The sequence below is a fragment of the Geofilum sp. OHC36d9 genome (assembly GCF_052400685.1).
In the GTDB taxonomy this organism is placed as follows: Bacteria; Bacteroidota; Bacteroidia; order Bacteroidales; family Marinilabiliaceae; genus CAZHHH01.
This window is the reverse complement of record NZ_JBQTGJ010000003.1, coordinates 71,329-89,114: the sequence shown is the minus strand read 5'-3', so window position 1 is coordinate 89,114 and position 17,786 is coordinate 71,329. Positions and strand designations below refer to the sequence as shown.

The following is a 17,786-nucleotide window of genomic DNA, read 5'->3' as shown; positions in this document are numbered from 1 at the left end:
TTTTTTTACAACATAGCCATTAAAATATATGTTCCGGCCCCGCCCAGATAACCAACCAAAGCCAACAAACTAATACGTTTCAGATACCAGAAAAAAGGAATTCCTTCCATGCTCATTGCAGCCACACCTGCAGCCGATCCAATAATCAATATACTACCACCCGTACCTGAACAATAGGCCAGGAAAGACCAAAAATGGCCATTTATAGCAAAATCAGAAACGACCCCTGCGGTTGTCGGAACCAGGTCGTACATCCCCATCGAAGCAGCCACCAACGGCACGTTATCAACCACCGACGACAGAAAACCAATTATTAAATTGATACCATATATGTTTCCAACATTTGCATCCAGCCATTGGGCCATCAGACTTAGGTGACCGGCTGTTTGTAGCGCAGCAACAGCCAGCAAAATACCTAAAAAGAAAAGGATGGTAGAAGTATCAACTTTCTCTAACACTTTAACGATACTTAACTTACGTTTATCGAGCGATGATTTACGTTTCAAACGACGATCGGTATAAATCCACAATGCACCTAAACCCAGCAACATTCCCAAAAATGGAGGCAAATGTGTCAGGCCTTTAATAACCGGCACGGCTACCAACGCAACAATACCCAAAATAAGAATAATTAAACGGTCTTTAAACGGTACAAACTCGCCCGATTCTTCTGGTATTTCTGCCGGACGGTGCGTTACACCTTTCATCATGCGACTTAAAATAAGTAAGGGAAGCACCATTGAAACCAAACTGGGTAACAATAACGATTTGACAATACCGGCAGCTGTTATATTGCCGTTAATCCATAACATTATTGTGGTCACATCACCCATCGGTGACCATGCACCACCAGCATTAGCAGCTATCACCACCATCCCGGTAAACAACCAGCGATTGTCCTGTTTGGTCAGTATCTTTTGGAGCAAGGCAATCATTACAATTGTTGTTGTAAGGTTGTCAAGGACAGCTGAAATGAAGAATGTAAGAATCCCAACAATCCACAGCAATTTAATAGGATTGGTGGTATGAATACGGTCGGTAATAATCCGAAACCCCTGATAACGGTCAATCACTTCAACAATGGTCATTGCGCCCAACAAAAAGAATATAATAGACGCCACATCCCCCAAATGTTCAATAACAGAATGCTGTGTTATAAACTCCATTGCTGAAGCATTTTCATGTGAAGCAGCAAACTTAATCCAGTTGCCATTTAGGTTTAAGGACATTAAATTAGGTCCATCAATAACAAGCATCATCCACAACAAAGCACCCACAAACAAAGCACTCCCGGCTTTGTCTATTTTGTTGACATGTTCAAAAACGATAAACCCATAGCCTATTATAAAGACCACGACCATTGCATAGAATAGAAACATAAACGAATAATATTAAAATGACTAAATTTTGAAGCGGCGAATTTAAGAATCATTTCGGGGGATTGTCACCAACATGGGTTCTTTTTTAATAATGTTTAACTGACTGGAACCAAATGTTAAGTAAACAGCTGACCCAAAGGCTGTGCAAAAAGAAAATTAAGCCACAAAAAATGTTTGTATATTTATCAAATTGTTAAACTTTTGCACTTGACTTAATTGATTTAACAAAATAGGATACACTATGAATCTAAGAAAAAGAAGAATTATCGTGCACCTTATTTCAAGTCCGTTCGACAAGTTTTTCAAACGACTATCGAGTGGCGGAATGCTCTTGATGCTTGTTACTCTGGTGGCATTAATTTGGGCCAATTCGCCCATTAAAGACTATTATCATTTTGTATGGCATCATCACCTGTCATTTAGTCTGGAGCCCTATCAGCTAAGCCTCTCGCTGTTGCATTGGATTAACGACGGTCTGATGGTTTTATTTTTCTTTGTCGTAGGACTGGAAATCAAAAGGGAATTTCTGGCCGGCGAGCTCAGTTCTTTTCGTCAGGCTGTCTTTCCGGTTTTTGCGGCCATTGGAGGAATGGTAATACCCATCCTTTTCTTCTTTTCGTTCGGGCTAACCGGGGATGCCAACCGGGGATGGGGTATCCCCATGGCAACCGACATCGCTTTTTCGCTTGCCATACTAAGCATGATGGGTCCAAGAGTACCTCTCAGCCTAAAAGTATTTCTAACCGCACTGGCCATTGTTGATGACCTGGGAGCCATCCTGGTCATTGCGTTATTCTATAGTACTCACATATACTGGCATTATCTGTTCATTGCATTCATACTGCTGTCTATTCTGGCAGTCGCAAACTATTATGACATTCAGATTATATCGCTATACATTGGTTTGGGTATCATTATTTGGTTTCTATTTCTACAGTCGGGCATCCACCCCACCATTGCAGGTGTTTTAGTGGCTTTAACAATTCCTGCCCGCAACCGGGTTAATATAAAATACTTCTCACCAAAAATAAAATGGCGCCTCAAAAAATTCTCCAGACTGCCTGGCAATGCTCACAGCTGTATTTTAACCACCGAACAACTCCATGCGATCGATGACCTCGAAAACATCGTTGAACGTGTGCAAAGTCCATTACAAAAGATGGAACACCGGCTAAGCGGTATGGTCAATTATCTGATACTCCCGTTATTTGCTCTATCCAATGCCGGGGTTACCATTCTGGCAACCGCAGCCCCTCTGTCGTCAGTTGTCGATGCACTAACACCATTGTCTCTGATTATAGCCATCAGCCTTATTTTTGGTAAATCCATCGGCATATCCTTATTCTCATGGTTGGCCGTAAAACTCAAACTAGCGGTCAAACCCAGAAACATTCCCTGGATGGCGTTTGTCGGATTAGGGCTGATAGGCGGAATCGGCTTTACCATGTCATTATTTATAGCCAATCTGGCCTTTGAAGCACCCGAATTACAGGATCAGGCCAAAATTGGCATTTTCATCGGCTCATTTATTTCCGGACTGGCCGGCTATCTTTTGCTAAAACGAGCACTTTCGCCAAATAAAAAACATAAAAAAAACGGCCAAATACTATTTTTCAGACGACTTAAACGAAATAAAACGATTGAATAAAAAGTGGAAAAGCAACAAAATTTTCAATAAAACAACAATACTTTGGAACAATAATTGATTACTCAAGCCCATATAAAATTAACTTAAAATGAAACGATCATGAATTTTGAATGGCCCGATTTTCAATCGGCACCATTAAAATTCATCGTAAATTCCATACGTCCCAAAAAAAATCATACGTATGATGAAACGACTATTCATTACAACTTTAATTTTCACACGAGTCACAAAGACTCCTTCTCAACGAACCCAACAATTCAAGGCTGATACCAATACGGCTGAATTCACAACTTGTGCTAAACGCAATCCTTCTGCAAGAGTGGCCGCAATCGCATCAGATCCTCCCAATAATCTCACGTTTCAACAATCACAAAACCTGTTAAAGGTAAGAGCAACCCTAGTAGGGTCAGCCATGCCTTTTGTTGCTTAAAACTGCTGTTTTCTTTTTTCATCTGCAATCACACCAATTTCAAAACAAAGGTTGGCCAACGGCAGGCGAAAAAACAATATCCAGCATTAAAGCAATATCCGGGTGTTGGAGTGTCAGCTCCTCTCCCATGCTATTCTGCGACATTAGCCGTATGGCTTTTGGCATAGCATAATCAAACAATTATTACGTGCATATAACCAAACAAAATAAGTGATATGGAAATTAATGTAAATGAGCTAAGCCATTATTATGGCCCTCAAAAAGCCCTTGATCGCCTTTCATTTAAAGTAAAGACAGGCGAAATTATGGGATTTTTGGGCCCCAATGGCGCCGGTAAAACCACCACCATGAAGGCCATAACCGGGTATTTAACGCCTTCGGACGGCGATGTCATGATTGATGGCATCAGTGTTTCCAAACATCCCGAAACAACCAAACAAACCATCGGTTATTTGCCCGAAAACAATCCGCTATACGGCGATATGCCGGTGATTGATTATCTCGTATTTGCAGGACAATTACAGGGTCTTGAAGGTGATAAACTAAAAAATCGGGTACACGAAATGGTCAAAGTGTGTGGCTTAAACGCCGAAAAACACAAAAAAATTGGCGAATTATCAAAAGGCTACAGACAACGAGTCGGTCTGGCTCAGGCACTGATTCACGATCCGGAGGTACTGATTCTGGATGAACCAACAACCGGACTTGATCCCAACCAAATCATTGAAATAAGGGAGCTCATAAAGCAAATAGGAAAAGAAAAAACTGTACTGCTGAGCTCTCATATACTGGCCGAAGTTGAGGCCACATGCGACCGGGTGCTCATTGTTAACAAAGGCAAACTGGTCGCCGATGGTACGCCTGAAGAACTTCGGCAACAAGCACACGGCAACGAAATTCTACATGTTTCAATTGCCGGCAACGAAGATCAAAACAATGTATTTAAAGCATTACAGGAATTACCTCAGGTTGCCGTCGTTGATTTCCGAAATGATAAAAAACATGGATTTGAAATTCAGAGCAAAACCGGAGAAAGCTCAACTAAAAGTATTTTCGATTTGTGTGTTAAAAATGGTTGGTATCTGACAGAACTTACTCCCTTCGAGAAAAACCTGGAAGATATTTTCCGCGAAGTAACCCGCGAGAATTAAAAGTACAGGATACATGAACCAAACATGTTTGTCCTCAAAAGCACCCTCTGTGCAAATGGCAAACAAATGTTTCGGTTCTGCTGATACCAACAGATTCGTGAAGAATGAAGACATACATTGATGCAGACATTCTATAAACAATGACTTAAATAAACTTTGTACGAATGAGTAAAACATTGATTATAACAAAAAAAGAGTTCAAAAGCTATTTTGATTCTCTTATGGCATACATCATGCTGTTCATGTTTTTAGGGCTAACAGGATTTTTCACCTGGCTCTACGGCACTGATGTTTTTTATACCAGCACAGCCAGTATGAGTCCCTTTTTTCAAACAGCATACTGGACACTCTTTCTGTTTATTCCGGCCCTGACAATGAAACATGTCGCTGAGGAGCTAAAAACAGGAACCATTGAACTACTGTTAACAAAACCTATCACTTACTGGCAAGTCATTGCCGGAAAATTTCTGGCAACATGGCTTCTCATAGCTGTTAGTCTGGCCCTCACATTGCCCTGGTATATCACCATTGCCAATCTGGGGCCAATTGATCACGGCAATGTGATTACAGGTTATCTGGGGCTTCTGCTCATGAGTGGCGCATACATCAGCATTGGTATTTTTACCAGCAGCTTAACACAAAACCAAATTGTAGCCTTTTTGCTGGCGCTGGTGAGTTGCATATTTTTTCAGATAATATTTGACATGCTGGCCTCTGTGTTTGACGGAACACTGGGAAACATATTCGAATATCTTGACCTCCGCGGTCACTATAATAATGTGACTCGGGGAATTGTTGACAGCCGCGATATTATCTATTTCCTTTCCGTAATTTCTATTTCGCTTTTTGGCGCCGAAGCATCATTACTTAAAAGGAACCTTAATTAAAGAATTGAAGCAATGACAAAAACAAAACTTAAAAATATTTTATTGCTATTGACAGGCATTCTGGTTCTGATCAACCTGATCGGGAGTGATCATTTTGTACGTTTAGATTTCACCGAAGACCAGCGCTACACATTAAGTCAAAGCACACTTGATCTAATCAACGACTTGCAGGATCCGGTGACGGTAACAGCATATTTCTCTGAAGATTTGCAACCACAGTTCGACCGTATGCGTCAGGATTTTAAAAATCTGTTGGAAGAGTATGCCACCCGCTCGGGCAGCAAAATAGTTTACACTTTTATCAACCCCAACGAAAGTGATGAATTGGAAAATGAAGCCCAACAAAAAGGGATTCAACCTCTGCTCATCTCCTCTCGCGAAAAAAACCAATCGGTGCAAAAAAGAGCTTACATCGGCGCCATCATCAACTATGGTGAAGCCACCGAAGTAATTCCTTTTTTGGAACCCGGCGCACAAATGGAGTATGCGCTGACCATGGCCATAAAAAAAATGACCGTTCCCGAAAAACAACCCATCGGAATTATTGAAGGTCATGGCGAACCGTCAATGGATGAAATGAATGAAGTTACCGCACAGTTACAAGTGCTGTATGCTCCTGAATCAACCTCTCTTGATGATTCGGTGAACCTAGACCGCTATAAAACACTGATTTGGGTTCGGCCAACCGATACCATTCCCCAGTCGCATCTCGACAAACTTGATTCATATATCAAAAATGGCGGGCACATAGTTATGGCAATTAACAAGGTTGACGCAAACTTTTCAAGCAGCATGGGACAAAATTTATATACCGGCATTGGCGATTGGCTCAAAAAACATGGCGTTAAAATAAACTCCGATTTTCTAATCGATGCCACTTGCGGAAGTGTCACCGTCAGACAGCAACAAGGTCCTTTTGTTATTAACACGCCGGTATCTTTCCCATATCTGCCGGTCATTTCTCAATTTGCCGATCATCCGGTAAGCAAAGGTTTAAGTGGGGTGATGTTACAATTCGCCAGTTCTCTTGAACCTGCCGATACCACGGTCAATTTTGTTCCTTTGGCTTTTTCAAGTAAACAATCGGATGTACAGCCGGCACCCACCTACTTTAACTTCCAAAAACAATGGAACGAAGCCGATTTTAGCCGGTCCAATATTCCGGTGGCTGCGCTGATCACAAAACGTGACGATGAATCAAATGGTGATTTTATTGTCTTTTCGGATGGTGACTTTGTAGTTAACGGAACCGGACAGGAGGCCAGACAATTGCAACCCGATAATATTTCGCTGTTTGTCAATTCTGTCGATTTCTTAAGCGACGATACCGGTTTAATGCAGTTAAGAACAAAAACAGTGAAACACCGCCCGTTAGATCAAATAGAAGAAAGCAAACAAACCTGGCTGAAAGCCCTGAATTTCGGTTTACCATTGCTTTTAATCATTATTATAGGAATTGTCAGATATCAGCAAAGCATTAATCTCAGAAATAAAAGAAGGGAGGAAAACTATGCTTAGAAAGATGAATATTAAAACTTTGGCCATTGTTTTCATCACACTGGCCGTTATCTACGCCATACAATTAATTATGGCCCCCAAAGGAACCGGGAATATGCCGACATACATCACGTCATTTAAACCTGATGATTGTAACCGAATTGTGATTTCTCCCAAAGAAAATGATAAGCCAGATATCATACTTCAGAAACGAGGCAATAACAGCTGGACTGTTTCTGACAGTAATGGACAGCAGTTTGCCGCAGATTCGAGCGTCGTAAATGGTGTATTAAAGACCATGAGCAGCTTAGCCCCCATACGTCTGGCAACACAAAACAAAGATCGGTGGAAAGAATTTAATGTAACCGACTCCACCGGCATTGAAATATCGATGTTTAAAGATGATGATGTGCTGGCAAATCTATTCATTGGTCGTTTCACCTATACCCAGTCGCCCATGGCCGCACAAATGGCTCAACGCAATCCGTATATGCGACAAAACCCGGGTACCATGAGCACCTATGTCCGAAACACAAGCGATTCGGAAGTATACGCCGTGGAAGGATTTCTGTCTTCGCAGGTGGGAACAGAACCCGATCGGTTTAGAGATAAATCATTCTTTTCAATGGATAAAGGTATTATTCAGCCGGTGGAACTGGCTTTCTCTTTTCCGGGCGACAGCTCATTTGTCCTCAAAAAAACCAATGAAAAATGGAAAATTGGGGATCTGGTGGCCGACTCGGCATCGGTAGTCACTTATCTTAGAGGGATTCGAAACTTAAGAGTTAGTAATTTTGCCAATGTAAAACCGCAGTCCATCTCTCATAAACTAATCATAAAAGGGCAAAAAGGAACCATTGCAACCATTGAGGCTGAATTAACTGATGACTCAACCGTAATCAGCTCCAGTCAATACCCGGAAAACATGGCGCTTGATAAATCACATTATCTGTTTGACAAACTATTTGTATCAAAAAATAAGTTTTTAAAAAATTAGATATTAAAGAATTTAGCTAACAGTTTTCTTAAAGGTAAGATAAGCTGATTCAGCTATAAATCGAAAACAGATATAAAATTGAAGCAGGCTGTATTGTCGCCAAATTAAAGACAACACAGCCTGCTTTTATTTTGCCTGTTACAAAAAAACTAAACAATATTATTATAGACAGTCACAAATGCCTGCTCCTGTATCTGATTTTTGTTTAAACTCATTTAACTTGTAACGCGTCTCTTTTTCCCTATTTTTGCATTCCCTATTCAACAAATGCAATAAAAAACCATGACAACAATCAATGGCATAACCCAAAATCACTACCAAGCCAACCTCAAGCTGGCCTATCCCGTGGTTCTATCGCAGGCCGGGCAAATGATTGTAGTTTTGGCTGATAACCTTATGGTGGGACAGTTGGGGGCAACCGAACTTGCAGCCGCGGCGCTGGCTAACAGCATTTTTATCGTTGGAATGGTATTTGGCATTGGTCTGACCATGGGACTGACTCCCTTGGCAGGCGCTGCTTTTGGCAGCGGTAACCGATCAGAAGCAATTAACTGGTTCAGACAAGGCCTTAAACTTTATCCATTACTGGCCGTAATTCAGACGCTTATAATGGCGATCCCGGCACTGTTCATGCCATACATGGGCCAAACCAATGAGGTTGTTCAACTGGCAATTCCCTATTATATAATATTGCTCTTTTCTATTCTGCCGTTCCAGTATTTCTTTATATATAAACAATATGCCGAAGGTCTGGGAAACACTAGAATAGCCATGACCATCACAATTTCCGCCAACCTCTTAAATATTGCATTTAATTATTTATTGATCTATGGAAAAATGGGCCTGCCCGCCATGGGCCTGAACGGAGCCGGTGTTGCCACGCTTATTTCGCGACTATTTATGCCACTGGCCTTTGTCTTTGTGTACCGTCGTGTCGACTTTTTTAAACCAGAAAGAATTTTCCATAAAAAAACAGTTCTCAACCGGGAAGCAGCAATAAAACTGCTTCGCATTGGTCTGCCAATTGCCGGTCAATCAATTGTTGAAGTGCTGACATTCAGTCTCGGAAGCATTATGATGGGATGGCTCGGCGAAAAAGCCCTCGCTGCACATCAAATTGTTCTGAGTCTGGCCAGTTTCACATTTATGGCGGCTTCAGGACTAGCTGCTGCAACGACTATAAAGGTGAGCCATTATAGAGGACAAAACAACAAATTAGCCATCGTTAAATCGGTCAGAGCATCCCTCCTGATGGTCGTCATTTTTATGTTGTGTAGCGTCACGGCCTTTATGCTGTTACGTTACAAAATACCCGGCTGGTTTGTGCCCGATGCCGAAGTGATTGAAATTGCAGGTAATCTCATGCTCATCGCCGGGTTGTTCCAAATTTTTGATGGACTTCAGGTCATCTCATTAGGCGCATTACGTGGACTGGAAGATGTAAAATACCCCATGCTCTTCCTGTTGATTGCCTATTTTGTAATTGCCTTACCCACCAGCTACATCGCATCCTTTGTCATCAAAGCAGGGCCACAGGGTATCTGGATGGGATACATGGTTGGTTTAATTATGGTGGCCACACTGTTACTATTTCGATTTCGATGGAAAATGAAAACGAATACAAGCGCGTAATTTAACTTTACAACAAATTCATCCATTATCACAAATAGATTACAAAGCCAGGTTCAATGACTTCAGCATAAACCTTATTATTTCCCTGAATTTCGTTTTTGGTCTTCGTTGTAAATTAGCTGTATCCTGAATAATACAGATTGCACCTGCAAGATTTCCAAATCAATTACCCTCTTTTTCTATTTCGTCGAAAAAGGACTAAAATAGGCTTTCATTATTCTTACACAATTCATAAACGTCTATTTGCGTTTCTTCAGGGATATGATTAAACAATATTAACGAATAACCCTTCAAAATATTTAGATATAGCTGAATTTGTTTTCATTTAGACCAAACTAAAATATAAAGTATAATCTAAAATACTTTGTTGAAACCGGAAAATCATAATTAATCCAAACACCAATATCTCTACTTCAAATTCATTCAAGCACTGAGTCCAGCATTCTTTCAAACGTGTACAAATGGCATAGCAATAAAGAAACAAAAACCTAAAGCACTCCGACTGAATGAATACTCCTTCCTGCCCGAAGAATTAAAACAAGGATGTTACTGTCATTGAATAGATGTTCGCAACGGCCAATATTGCGCGCGAAACAATTTACCAGGGTTGTGACGGGCTGCTAAAAGCCTGTGAAAAGGCTCGTATACGCCAAAGGTGTCGCGATGCTTCTACAGTCAAAAAAAAACAATGAAAAGAAAACCATAATACTCGCCTTTCACGATGGCATTTACCATTATTTCCAAATCACTTAAACAAATTATGTTAACAAAATGTTATCCTTATGTAAAAAAAACTCAAAATGGAAAACAAAAACTACAATGCAAGCAAAACTATTGACTTGACAAAGGACCTGGCAGATGAAAACAAAATTCAATCGAAGCCAAAATTATCAGCTAAAAAGAGTGTTAAAACAACTGCAGTAAAAAAGAGCGCTAAAACAACACCTATTAAAAAAACGGTTGAAACAACAGCTGTAAAAACGCCAAAAACAACTCTTAAAAAAACAACCGGTACAAGAGTCAAAAAAAACATTACCAAAGTGGCCCCGAAAACAACAACCTTAAAAAAAACGACAACTGCCGCAATTAAAAAGCAACAAAAGGCGCTTATTGATGCTCAGACTGAAGCAGATACCATAAAATCAGCCAAAATAGAGGAAATTATAAGTTCTATCCAAAATCAGAATAAGAACAAATCTGAAAAGGAACCTGAAAATAAGAAAACTAAAAAGAACATATCTGAGACAGTCTCAAAAACCAATAAGAAGATGAAAAAAGAAAAAAAACAAAGAAAAAAAGCGACAAAGAAAGTAGATGCTCTTAAAACCAAGCTTAAAAAAGCCAAAAAGAAGGATGCTAAAAAAAGCGACATCAAAAAAATGAAAAAGAAATTGAGCGGTTTAAAAAAAGCACTCAAAAAAATTGAGTCAAAAATGAAAAAGGCATTGAAAAAGAAAAAATAAAAAACAATGGCAAATCAGGATAGGAAAACAACAAACTATCTCTTTTTAAAATAAGTGGTTTAAGCAATGAAATTAAAAACCAAGGCTTAAACCACTTAAAAAATTAGAATTTGCCGGCATAAGCAACTGTTTTTTAAACAATATTCACTTCCATTTCCAAATCAATTCCAAATCGGGACTTCACATCATTTTGAATGGTTTCAGCCAAAGCGATGATATCATTCCCAACAGCGCCTCCCCTATTAATTATTACCAACGCCTGATTTTGATGAACCGCTGCCTGACCCATACTTTTACCTTTCCAACCGCACTGCTCAATAAGCCATCCGGCAGGAATTTTCACCAGCTTATGATCCGGTAGCCGGTAATATGGAATATTGGGATACAGAGCCACTAACGAATTGAACACGTCACCCGATACCACCGGATTTTTAAAAAAACTACCGGCATTACCCACTGTTTCGGGGTCGGGAAGTTTCGATTTCCTAATTTGAATAACCGCCTGACGAATTGTTTCCAGCGTAGCACCACCCAACGATTCTACAGCCTTCGATAAAGCGCCGTATTCAAAATTCAAAGAACCGTTTTTATTTAGTCTGAAATAGACATCTGTTAATACGACCTGTCCTTTCAGTGGTCCCTTAAACACACTGTATCGATAATCAAATCCGATTTCATCCTTTGATATTTCAAAATCGCCGCCTGTTTGTAGCCAGACGCCCGTTGCTTTTTCAAAAACATCCTTCACCTCCACGCCATAAGCACCAATATTTTGAACGGCCGAAGCCCCCACCTGACCTGGTATATATGATAAATTTTCGAGGCCATAAAAACCTTTTGCCACCGTCCAGGCCACCAAATCGTCCCAGGTTTCACCAGCAGCCGAACGAACAATCACCTCGTTGTCTGTTTCAGAGACCACTTCAACCCCTTTGGTAGCCGAATGAATTATCAACCCTTTAAAATCGCCAGCAAACAATAGATTACTGCCACCACCCAAAACCAAGATCTCACAATCGGGCTTCTGCTGCGACCGCAGAAAACGTTTCAGCTCTTCAACAGATCCATATTTGACGTAAAAATCAGTTTTAACATCCAGTCCAAACGTATTTAGTTGCCGAAGCGAATAATTCTTTTCAATCATCATAATCGTATTCTACCCTCTTTTTACGCCATCCGAAAAATACCCCGAAGTGTTATAACCATACCCCTGAGGCACCTCATTTACATCATTCAAGACCAACCCCAAACAGGATACCTTCTCATCTATTAAGCTTCGAATCGTTGTCTCAAAATGCTCTTTTACTGTTACGCCAGCTCTAACGATGTACAAATGACAATCAGACAAATCCATTACAATACGGGCATCAGAAACCAAACCTACAGGAGGCGTATCAACAATAACAATATCAAACTCCTGACGTAAGCGCTTAAAGAGTTCAGCCGTAGCCGGGCCCGATATCAACTCCGAGGGATTAGGAGGCACATCTCCACCATGTAGCACCCAGAGATTATCAAAATCAGTCTTTACCAACACGTCATCCCATCCGGCCTGACCTATCAGATAATTACTCACACCTGGCTTTTTGTCAAGATTAAATACGGGACTTAAACGAGGCTTACGCAAGTCAAGTCCCACTAAAATCGTCTTCTTCCCCGATATGGCAAAAACAGATGCCAGATTCACCGCACAAAATGTTTTTCCTTCTCCTGTGTTGGTTGATGTAACACTTATTACCTTACCCGGTGCTTGCAGCATAAACCGCAAACGCGCCCTTAGCGACCTAAACGACTCACCAATAAACGTATTCTGCTGCTCCATTACAACCAGTTCCTGTTGAAACTTATTATGCAAAATACTACCCACCAGAGGCAAACCCAACTTTAGCGACTGCAAATCATCCTTGCGCCGAATTCGGATATTAAAAAATTCTTTCAGTCCTATAATTAAAGCCGGCAACAACAATCCCACCAGCAATCCCTTTGTATAATCGTTTTTTTTATCGGGTAAGATAGGTCCATATACATAAGCCTGATCAAGCACTTCGTTATCTGGAACATTCGAAGCCTTCGCAATCTGATTTTCAGAAGCTTTCTGCAATAAAAAAGTGTAGATGGCATCATTAAGCTTATGCGTGCGTTCCAAAGCCAAAAAATCACGTTCCAACTCAGGCAATTCTGATATGCGACTCGTTAACTGTGCCTCGTGACTATCCAACTCGTCGCGACTCAGCTCTATATTCTCCATTTGTTTACCGATGCCCGTCATCAGTGACTGCTCTGACACCTCTATTTTCTTTTCAAGTTCGGTAATATATGGATTTGAAGCACCCGATTCTTCTTCCATCAGTGAATACTCTTTCAGCAATGTTAAATGCTCGGTGATAAACTGCTGCAATATGGGACTGATTTTTTCAGAGAAAGCCGGTAACATAAAATCATTCTCATCACGACTATTATTTTTCAAACGTCGTCTGATAATATTGAGATAGTCGTATTGAAAATCAAGCATCCGTCGTTCCTTTTCCATCTCAAAAAATTCGTCCGACAAACGTTCCGACACTTCCGAGGGCATCATAAAACGATTTGATTTTCGAAAATCAATGAGCTTTTGCTGAATCAAACTTAAAGTATCGGCCACAGTGGCCAACTGACTTTGAATAAAATCAATGGATCGGTTGGCCATATCGTTTTTACGCTCCAAATTGTTCTTCACAATTTCTTCGGCCAGCACCTGCAAATAACTCTTCAGTTTTTGAGGTTGTTGCCCGCTTACGGTAACAAATACGATAGAAGACCCTTCGCTGTATGGCGTAACCGCTAATGAAGACCGGTATTTAGAGGCGACCGCACTTTGAGAATTAAACTTCACATAATATTCGCCAGCCTCAGGCCACGAACCTGTTTCCGACAATTCAACACTAAATTTAAACCACGGATGTTTAACCTCCTCTCCTCTCGTAACCGTTGTTTCAAAATTTAAAGCGTCGGTATATCCAACATCTGAATCGTCAGAGTAACGATGTAACACCGAGCGTTCGGTCTGAATTGAAACATGGACTTTATCATCACCCAAAAACTTCAGAAAAACGGGTGTATTTAACAATTGTGGATGAACCGAATCAAATCGTATAACGAAAGGAAATGGGTGGTACAACTCTGAGTCCTTAAGTCGTCCTTTGGAATAGTAGGAAACGCCAAAATCCAATCTGTTGATGGCTCGTAACGACATGGCATGACTGCGTATTATAAAACTCTGATTTTCGATACTTCGCATTTCTGCTGACAAGCCAAACCCTTCGGTAATAACCGATCGTGACAGATCCTGATTGGAATCGTCTTTAAATAATATCGTCACCGAAGCTTTATAAACCGGTAACGTATAACGATGATAAAGCCAGACGGCCGACAGGCTAAGAAAAAAACAAATAACGAACAGATACCAGTATGACAAAGCCAACCGTGTCATTTTTCGTATATCTGACAACCCATCACTCCCTTTATACAAAGGATTTGGCGAGCTGGCTGATTGTAAAGATGAAGCCATATCTGTCTATTTATTTAGTGCGTGCAAAAAATGTTAACTTCTGTGTTTCGCTTTCTCTCAGAAAGGTTATTTACCATAATCAAATTGTCCGGGTTGTAAAAACCTAAAATTTAAACATTTCTTATCAAGCACTTGCGTTTTCTTGCTGATACAATATAAAAAAGGACACCCTACTATACGGGCTACAAACATCAAAATAATACTCTCCATCGTAAAACTAATTATTTTTACGCGAAAAGAACTGCCCCACTTTACGAATATTCTTCATTATCAAAATAGGAAAATAACCCGACAAATGTTTTTTTATGGCACGCCAGTCTTCCCGCGATTTCCGAATCATACTACGCAAGTCTTTATTGCTGGCCCCTCCAATACGCATTTGCACAGCAACCGTGGGCATATACACCACTTTTACGCCGGCCGTAAGCACGCGTAACATCCACTCATAGTCAGCCGAAATACGGTAAGACGTATCAAAATCCCCAAAACGCACCAGCAATTCACGTTTAAAATAAACCGTTGGATGCGGCGGCATCCAGCCCTGACGAAGTTTATTCATCGAAAAAACACCACTCTTCCAATATCTCACTACCTTAGGGGCAGCCTCATTGGTAACATACTCTAAATCGGCATACAAAAAATCGGCTTCATGGTTAAAAAAGAATGCCCTGATTTCTTTCAAAATGTTGGCATCGGCAAATGTGTCGTTCGCATGCAAAAAACCAACCACATCGCCGGTTGCCATTGCCAATCCTTTATTCATCGCCTCATAAATACCATGGTCAGGCTCACTAACCCATTTGGTTACCCCAGTATTCCCGTCCTTTAACCATTCAGCCGTACCATCCGAAGAGCCCCCGTCTACCACAATGTATTCAAGATTATCAGCAGACTGAGATGCGACCGACTTTGCGGTTAACATCAGCTCATTCAGGCAATTATAAGAAACAGTAATGAGAGAAACCCGCATAAAAAAGCTAATTTTTATCTTTAGGCGATAATCCTTCCTTACGCATCTTTTTCATTCTAAAATGAATTAACAAAGAAGGTATTTGAAACACCAACCATCCGGTTACAAAATTAAGAACCAACAGCCGAACTGTTCCAAAATTACGAAGCCAAAAAGAAAGAACAATAAAGAAAATATTTACTGAAGCCAACACCAAAGATATTTGGAGATGTGTAAGTCCGAGGGTCAGCAAACGATGATGAATATGTGATTTGTCCGCTACAAAAGGCGACTGCCCCAGAGAAATTCGTCTAAAAAAGACCCGAAGTGTATCAATCACAGGAACGATAATAACACCAAGCGTTACAGCAGGCGCCGAAGTCATGGTAAAAAACTTTAAGTGCTGACGCATTGGCTCAGTATTTGCTTCCATAAATTTAATAGCAAATACTGCGACAAACAGACCGATAAGTAAAGAACCCGTATCGCCCATAAAAATTTTTTGCCGCACAGAAAAAACGTTATAATAAACAAAGGCCGTCAGGCTGCCTACAATAATAGTTCCCAACACCGGCATAGCCTCAAACCCGTTAAAATAAAACCAAAAAGAGAACGTGCTAATGGTGATAATACCTGCAAATGCCGCCAATCCATCCACCCCGTCAATTAAATTAAATCCATTTAAGATAAATACCACAAAAAGAATGGACAAAAACATACTCCAAAAATAATCGGGCTCAAGACCAAAAAAACCATGAAAATCGGTAATGCGAACGTCGCCCAGCCCCACAATTATAAAGGCGGCCACCAACTGTCCCAAAAGTTTCATGATAGGTGCCGTAATCAGGATATCATCTTTAATACCAATCGCAAAAATAACGATAGCAGCCGGAATCAAAAATGGAATATCGCGACTATGAAACAAGTCACCATATAAAAGGAAAGTAAAAACCACTCCCAAAAAAATACCCATACCGCCCAGGTTTGGTATTTTATGTTTATGAACTCTTCGTTTTCCCGGCTCATCAAAAAGATTTTTAAAATAAGCCACATTCAAAATCGTTGGTATCGAAATAAATACAATAATAAATGCCATCAATCCCGCCCCAACAACTTTTATAAAAAGGATATAATCATTCATGAAAAAGGCATTTCTTTGCACAAAGATAACTAAAAACAGTAGTTGTGAATAATTATCGTCAATTAAACCAACCAATTTTACAAACGAATTTTTATTGTTGACAGCATTTAATCGAAGGTGGTCTGCTATATTTAAAAAGAAACCCTAAATTTGCCCTAAGACAGGGTATTGACCGCAGTACATATTTTAAGGCATTCCTGCACAACGTGATAAACAAAATAATATAATTCATCCACCAACCATCATTCAGGTAAAAGCTATGAACAAAATAAAGCTATTGAGTTCCTTCGTTCTAAGACTAAGCATCCTGGCTCTTATTGCTGGATCGGGGTGTATTCCTCAAAAAGAGATCATTTATTTACAGGATAAAACGTCAAATAAAGACTATGTCAATCCGTATCAGAAAAATGAAATCGTAACAGAAAAATACAAACTTCGCCCCAACGACATTTTGTTTATACATGTAAATACCTCCAATCCCAAGCTCTCCGAATTCTTCAACCCCAACAGGACAGGCTCGGGTAATGCCGCTAATTTAAGCGCGCTATACAACTATCCCATCAACGACGACTATGAAATTGATTTCCCTTTTGTTGGAAAAATAAAACTCCAAAACTGTACCCGAAGTCAGGCTGCCGACACCATAAAAAAAGCCTTAAAACCTTTTTTAACCGATGCACAGGTAACAGTACGGCTTTCTGAACCTTCATTTGTGGCGCTGGGAGAAGTTACCACTAGGGGAAACATCGCTATGACTAAAGAACAGGTCACTATCTATGAGGCGATAGCTTTAGCGGGCGACCTCCGCACTTTTGGCAAACGAAAACAGGTAAAAGTGGTACGCCCACAGGGCGATTCTTTTGAAACATTTTATATTGATTTAACCGATAATAATTTGTTAGGTTCCGACAAATACTACATTTATCCCAATGACGTGATATACGTAAGACCGATGAAAGCCAAAGCATGGGGCATTGGTGAATCGATCTCCTTTGGTATTTTTTCATCAGCATTGGCATTGTATCTGACCATTGCGACGCTCATTAAATAAACCTTATTTAAGGC

General features: G+C 40.3%; 14 protein-coding genes. 9 read left to right on the top strand and 5 right to left on the bottom strand.

The genetic code is table 11. The features are described from left to right. Positions 1-5 precede the first annotated feature (5 nt). Entirely contained in the window at positions 6-1,379 is a 1,374-nt protein-coding gene (nhaD, locus tag ACT3CD_RS05275) for a sodium:proton antiporter NhaD (protein WP_444643622.1), read from the bottom strand. A gap of 241 nt (positions 1,380-1,620) precedes the next feature. Here nhaD and nhaA point away from each other — a divergent pair, with 241 nt between their 5' ends. From nhaA to ACT3CD_RS05235, 8 genes are all read left to right on the top strand, one after another. Beyond that, positions 1,621-3,027: a Na+/H+ antiporter NhaA gene (nhaA, locus tag ACT3CD_RS05270; protein ID WP_444643620.1), complete on the top strand. Its 1,407-nt coding sequence runs from the start codon at positions 1,621-1,623 to the stop codon at positions 3,025-3,027. A gap of 184 nt (positions 3,028-3,211) precedes the next feature. Continuing rightward, positions 3,212-3,457 carry a hypothetical protein gene (locus ACT3CD_RS05265; RefSeq protein WP_444643618.1) on the top strand — a complete coding sequence of 82 codons (246 nt, stop codon included), beginning with the start codon at positions 3,212-3,214 and terminating at the stop codon, positions 3,455-3,457. Between the two features lie 215 nt (positions 3,458-3,672). Continuing rightward, on the top strand, positions 3,673-4,608 hold the full coding sequence (locus tag ACT3CD_RS05260) for an ATP-binding cassette domain-containing protein (RefSeq protein WP_444643616.1): 936 nt from the start codon (positions 3,673-3,675) through the stop codon (positions 4,606-4,608). A 164-nt stretch (positions 4,609-4,772) separates the two neighbouring features. Next, positions 4,773-5,495: an ABC transporter permease subunit gene (locus tag ACT3CD_RS05255; RefSeq protein WP_444643614.1), complete on the top strand. Its 723-nt coding sequence runs from the start codon at positions 4,773-4,775 to the stop codon at positions 5,493-5,495. A gap of 12 nt (positions 5,496-5,507) precedes the next feature. Further along, positions 5,508-7,013, top strand: coding sequence for a GldG family protein (locus ACT3CD_RS05250; protein ID WP_444643613.1), 1,506 nt, complete (start codon positions 5,508-5,510; stop codon positions 7,011-7,013). A 4-nt stretch (positions 7,014-7,017) separates the two neighbouring features. Beyond that, on the top strand, positions 7,018-7,989 hold the full coding sequence (locus ACT3CD_RS05245) for a DUF4340 domain-containing protein (protein ID WP_444643611.1): 972 nt from the start codon (positions 7,018-7,020) through the stop codon (positions 7,987-7,989). Positions 7,990-8,271: 282 nt separating this feature from the next. After that, the gene (locus ACT3CD_RS05240; RefSeq protein ID WP_444643609.1) at positions 8,272-9,621 is read left to right on the top strand and encodes an MATE family efflux transporter; all 1,350 of its coding nucleotides are present in this window, start codon (positions 8,272-8,274) and stop codon (positions 9,619-9,621) included. Positions 9,622-10,421: 800 nt separating this feature from the next. Beyond that, positions 10,422-11,084 (top strand): hypothetical protein, encoded by a 663-nt coding sequence (locus ACT3CD_RS05235; protein WP_444643607.1) that lies wholly within the window; start codon positions 10,422-10,424, stop codon positions 11,082-11,084. A gap of 133 nt (positions 11,085-11,217) precedes the next feature. On the opposite strand, the gene murB is transcribed toward ACT3CD_RS05235, so the two are convergent. The 4 genes from murB to ACT3CD_RS05215 all read right to left on the bottom strand — a co-directional run bounded on the left by murB (position 11,218) and on the right by ACT3CD_RS05215 (position 16,721). Next, entirely contained in the window at positions 11,218-12,228 is a 1,011-nt protein-coding gene (gene murB, locus ACT3CD_RS05230; protein ID WP_444643605.1) for a UDP-N-acetylmuramate dehydrogenase, read from the bottom strand. Positions 12,229-12,240: 12 nt separating this feature from the next. Continuing rightward, positions 12,241-14,631, bottom strand: a complete 2,391-nt coding sequence (locus tag ACT3CD_RS05225; RefSeq protein WP_444643603.1) for a polysaccharide biosynthesis tyrosine autokinase — start codon at positions 14,629-14,631, stop codon at positions 12,241-12,243. Positions 14,632-14,848: 217 nt separating this feature from the next. Beyond that, positions 14,849-15,601, bottom strand: coding sequence for a glycosyltransferase family 2 protein (locus ACT3CD_RS05220; protein WP_444643601.1), 753 nt, complete (start codon positions 15,599-15,601; stop codon positions 14,849-14,851). Positions 15,602-15,608: 7 nt separating this feature from the next. Further along, entirely contained in the window at positions 15,609-16,721 is a 1,113-nt protein-coding gene (locus tag ACT3CD_RS05215; protein ID WP_444643599.1) for a glycosyltransferase family 4 protein, read from the bottom strand. Between the two features lie 259 nt (positions 16,722-16,980). On the opposite strand from ACT3CD_RS05215, the gene ACT3CD_RS05210 reads away from it, so the two are divergent. Further along, a complete protein-coding gene (locus ACT3CD_RS05210; RefSeq protein WP_444643597.1) occupies positions 16,981-17,772 on the top strand; it encodes a polysaccharide biosynthesis/export family protein in 792 nt (263 codons plus the stop codon). The last annotated feature ends 14 nt before the right edge of the window (positions 17,773-17,786 follow it).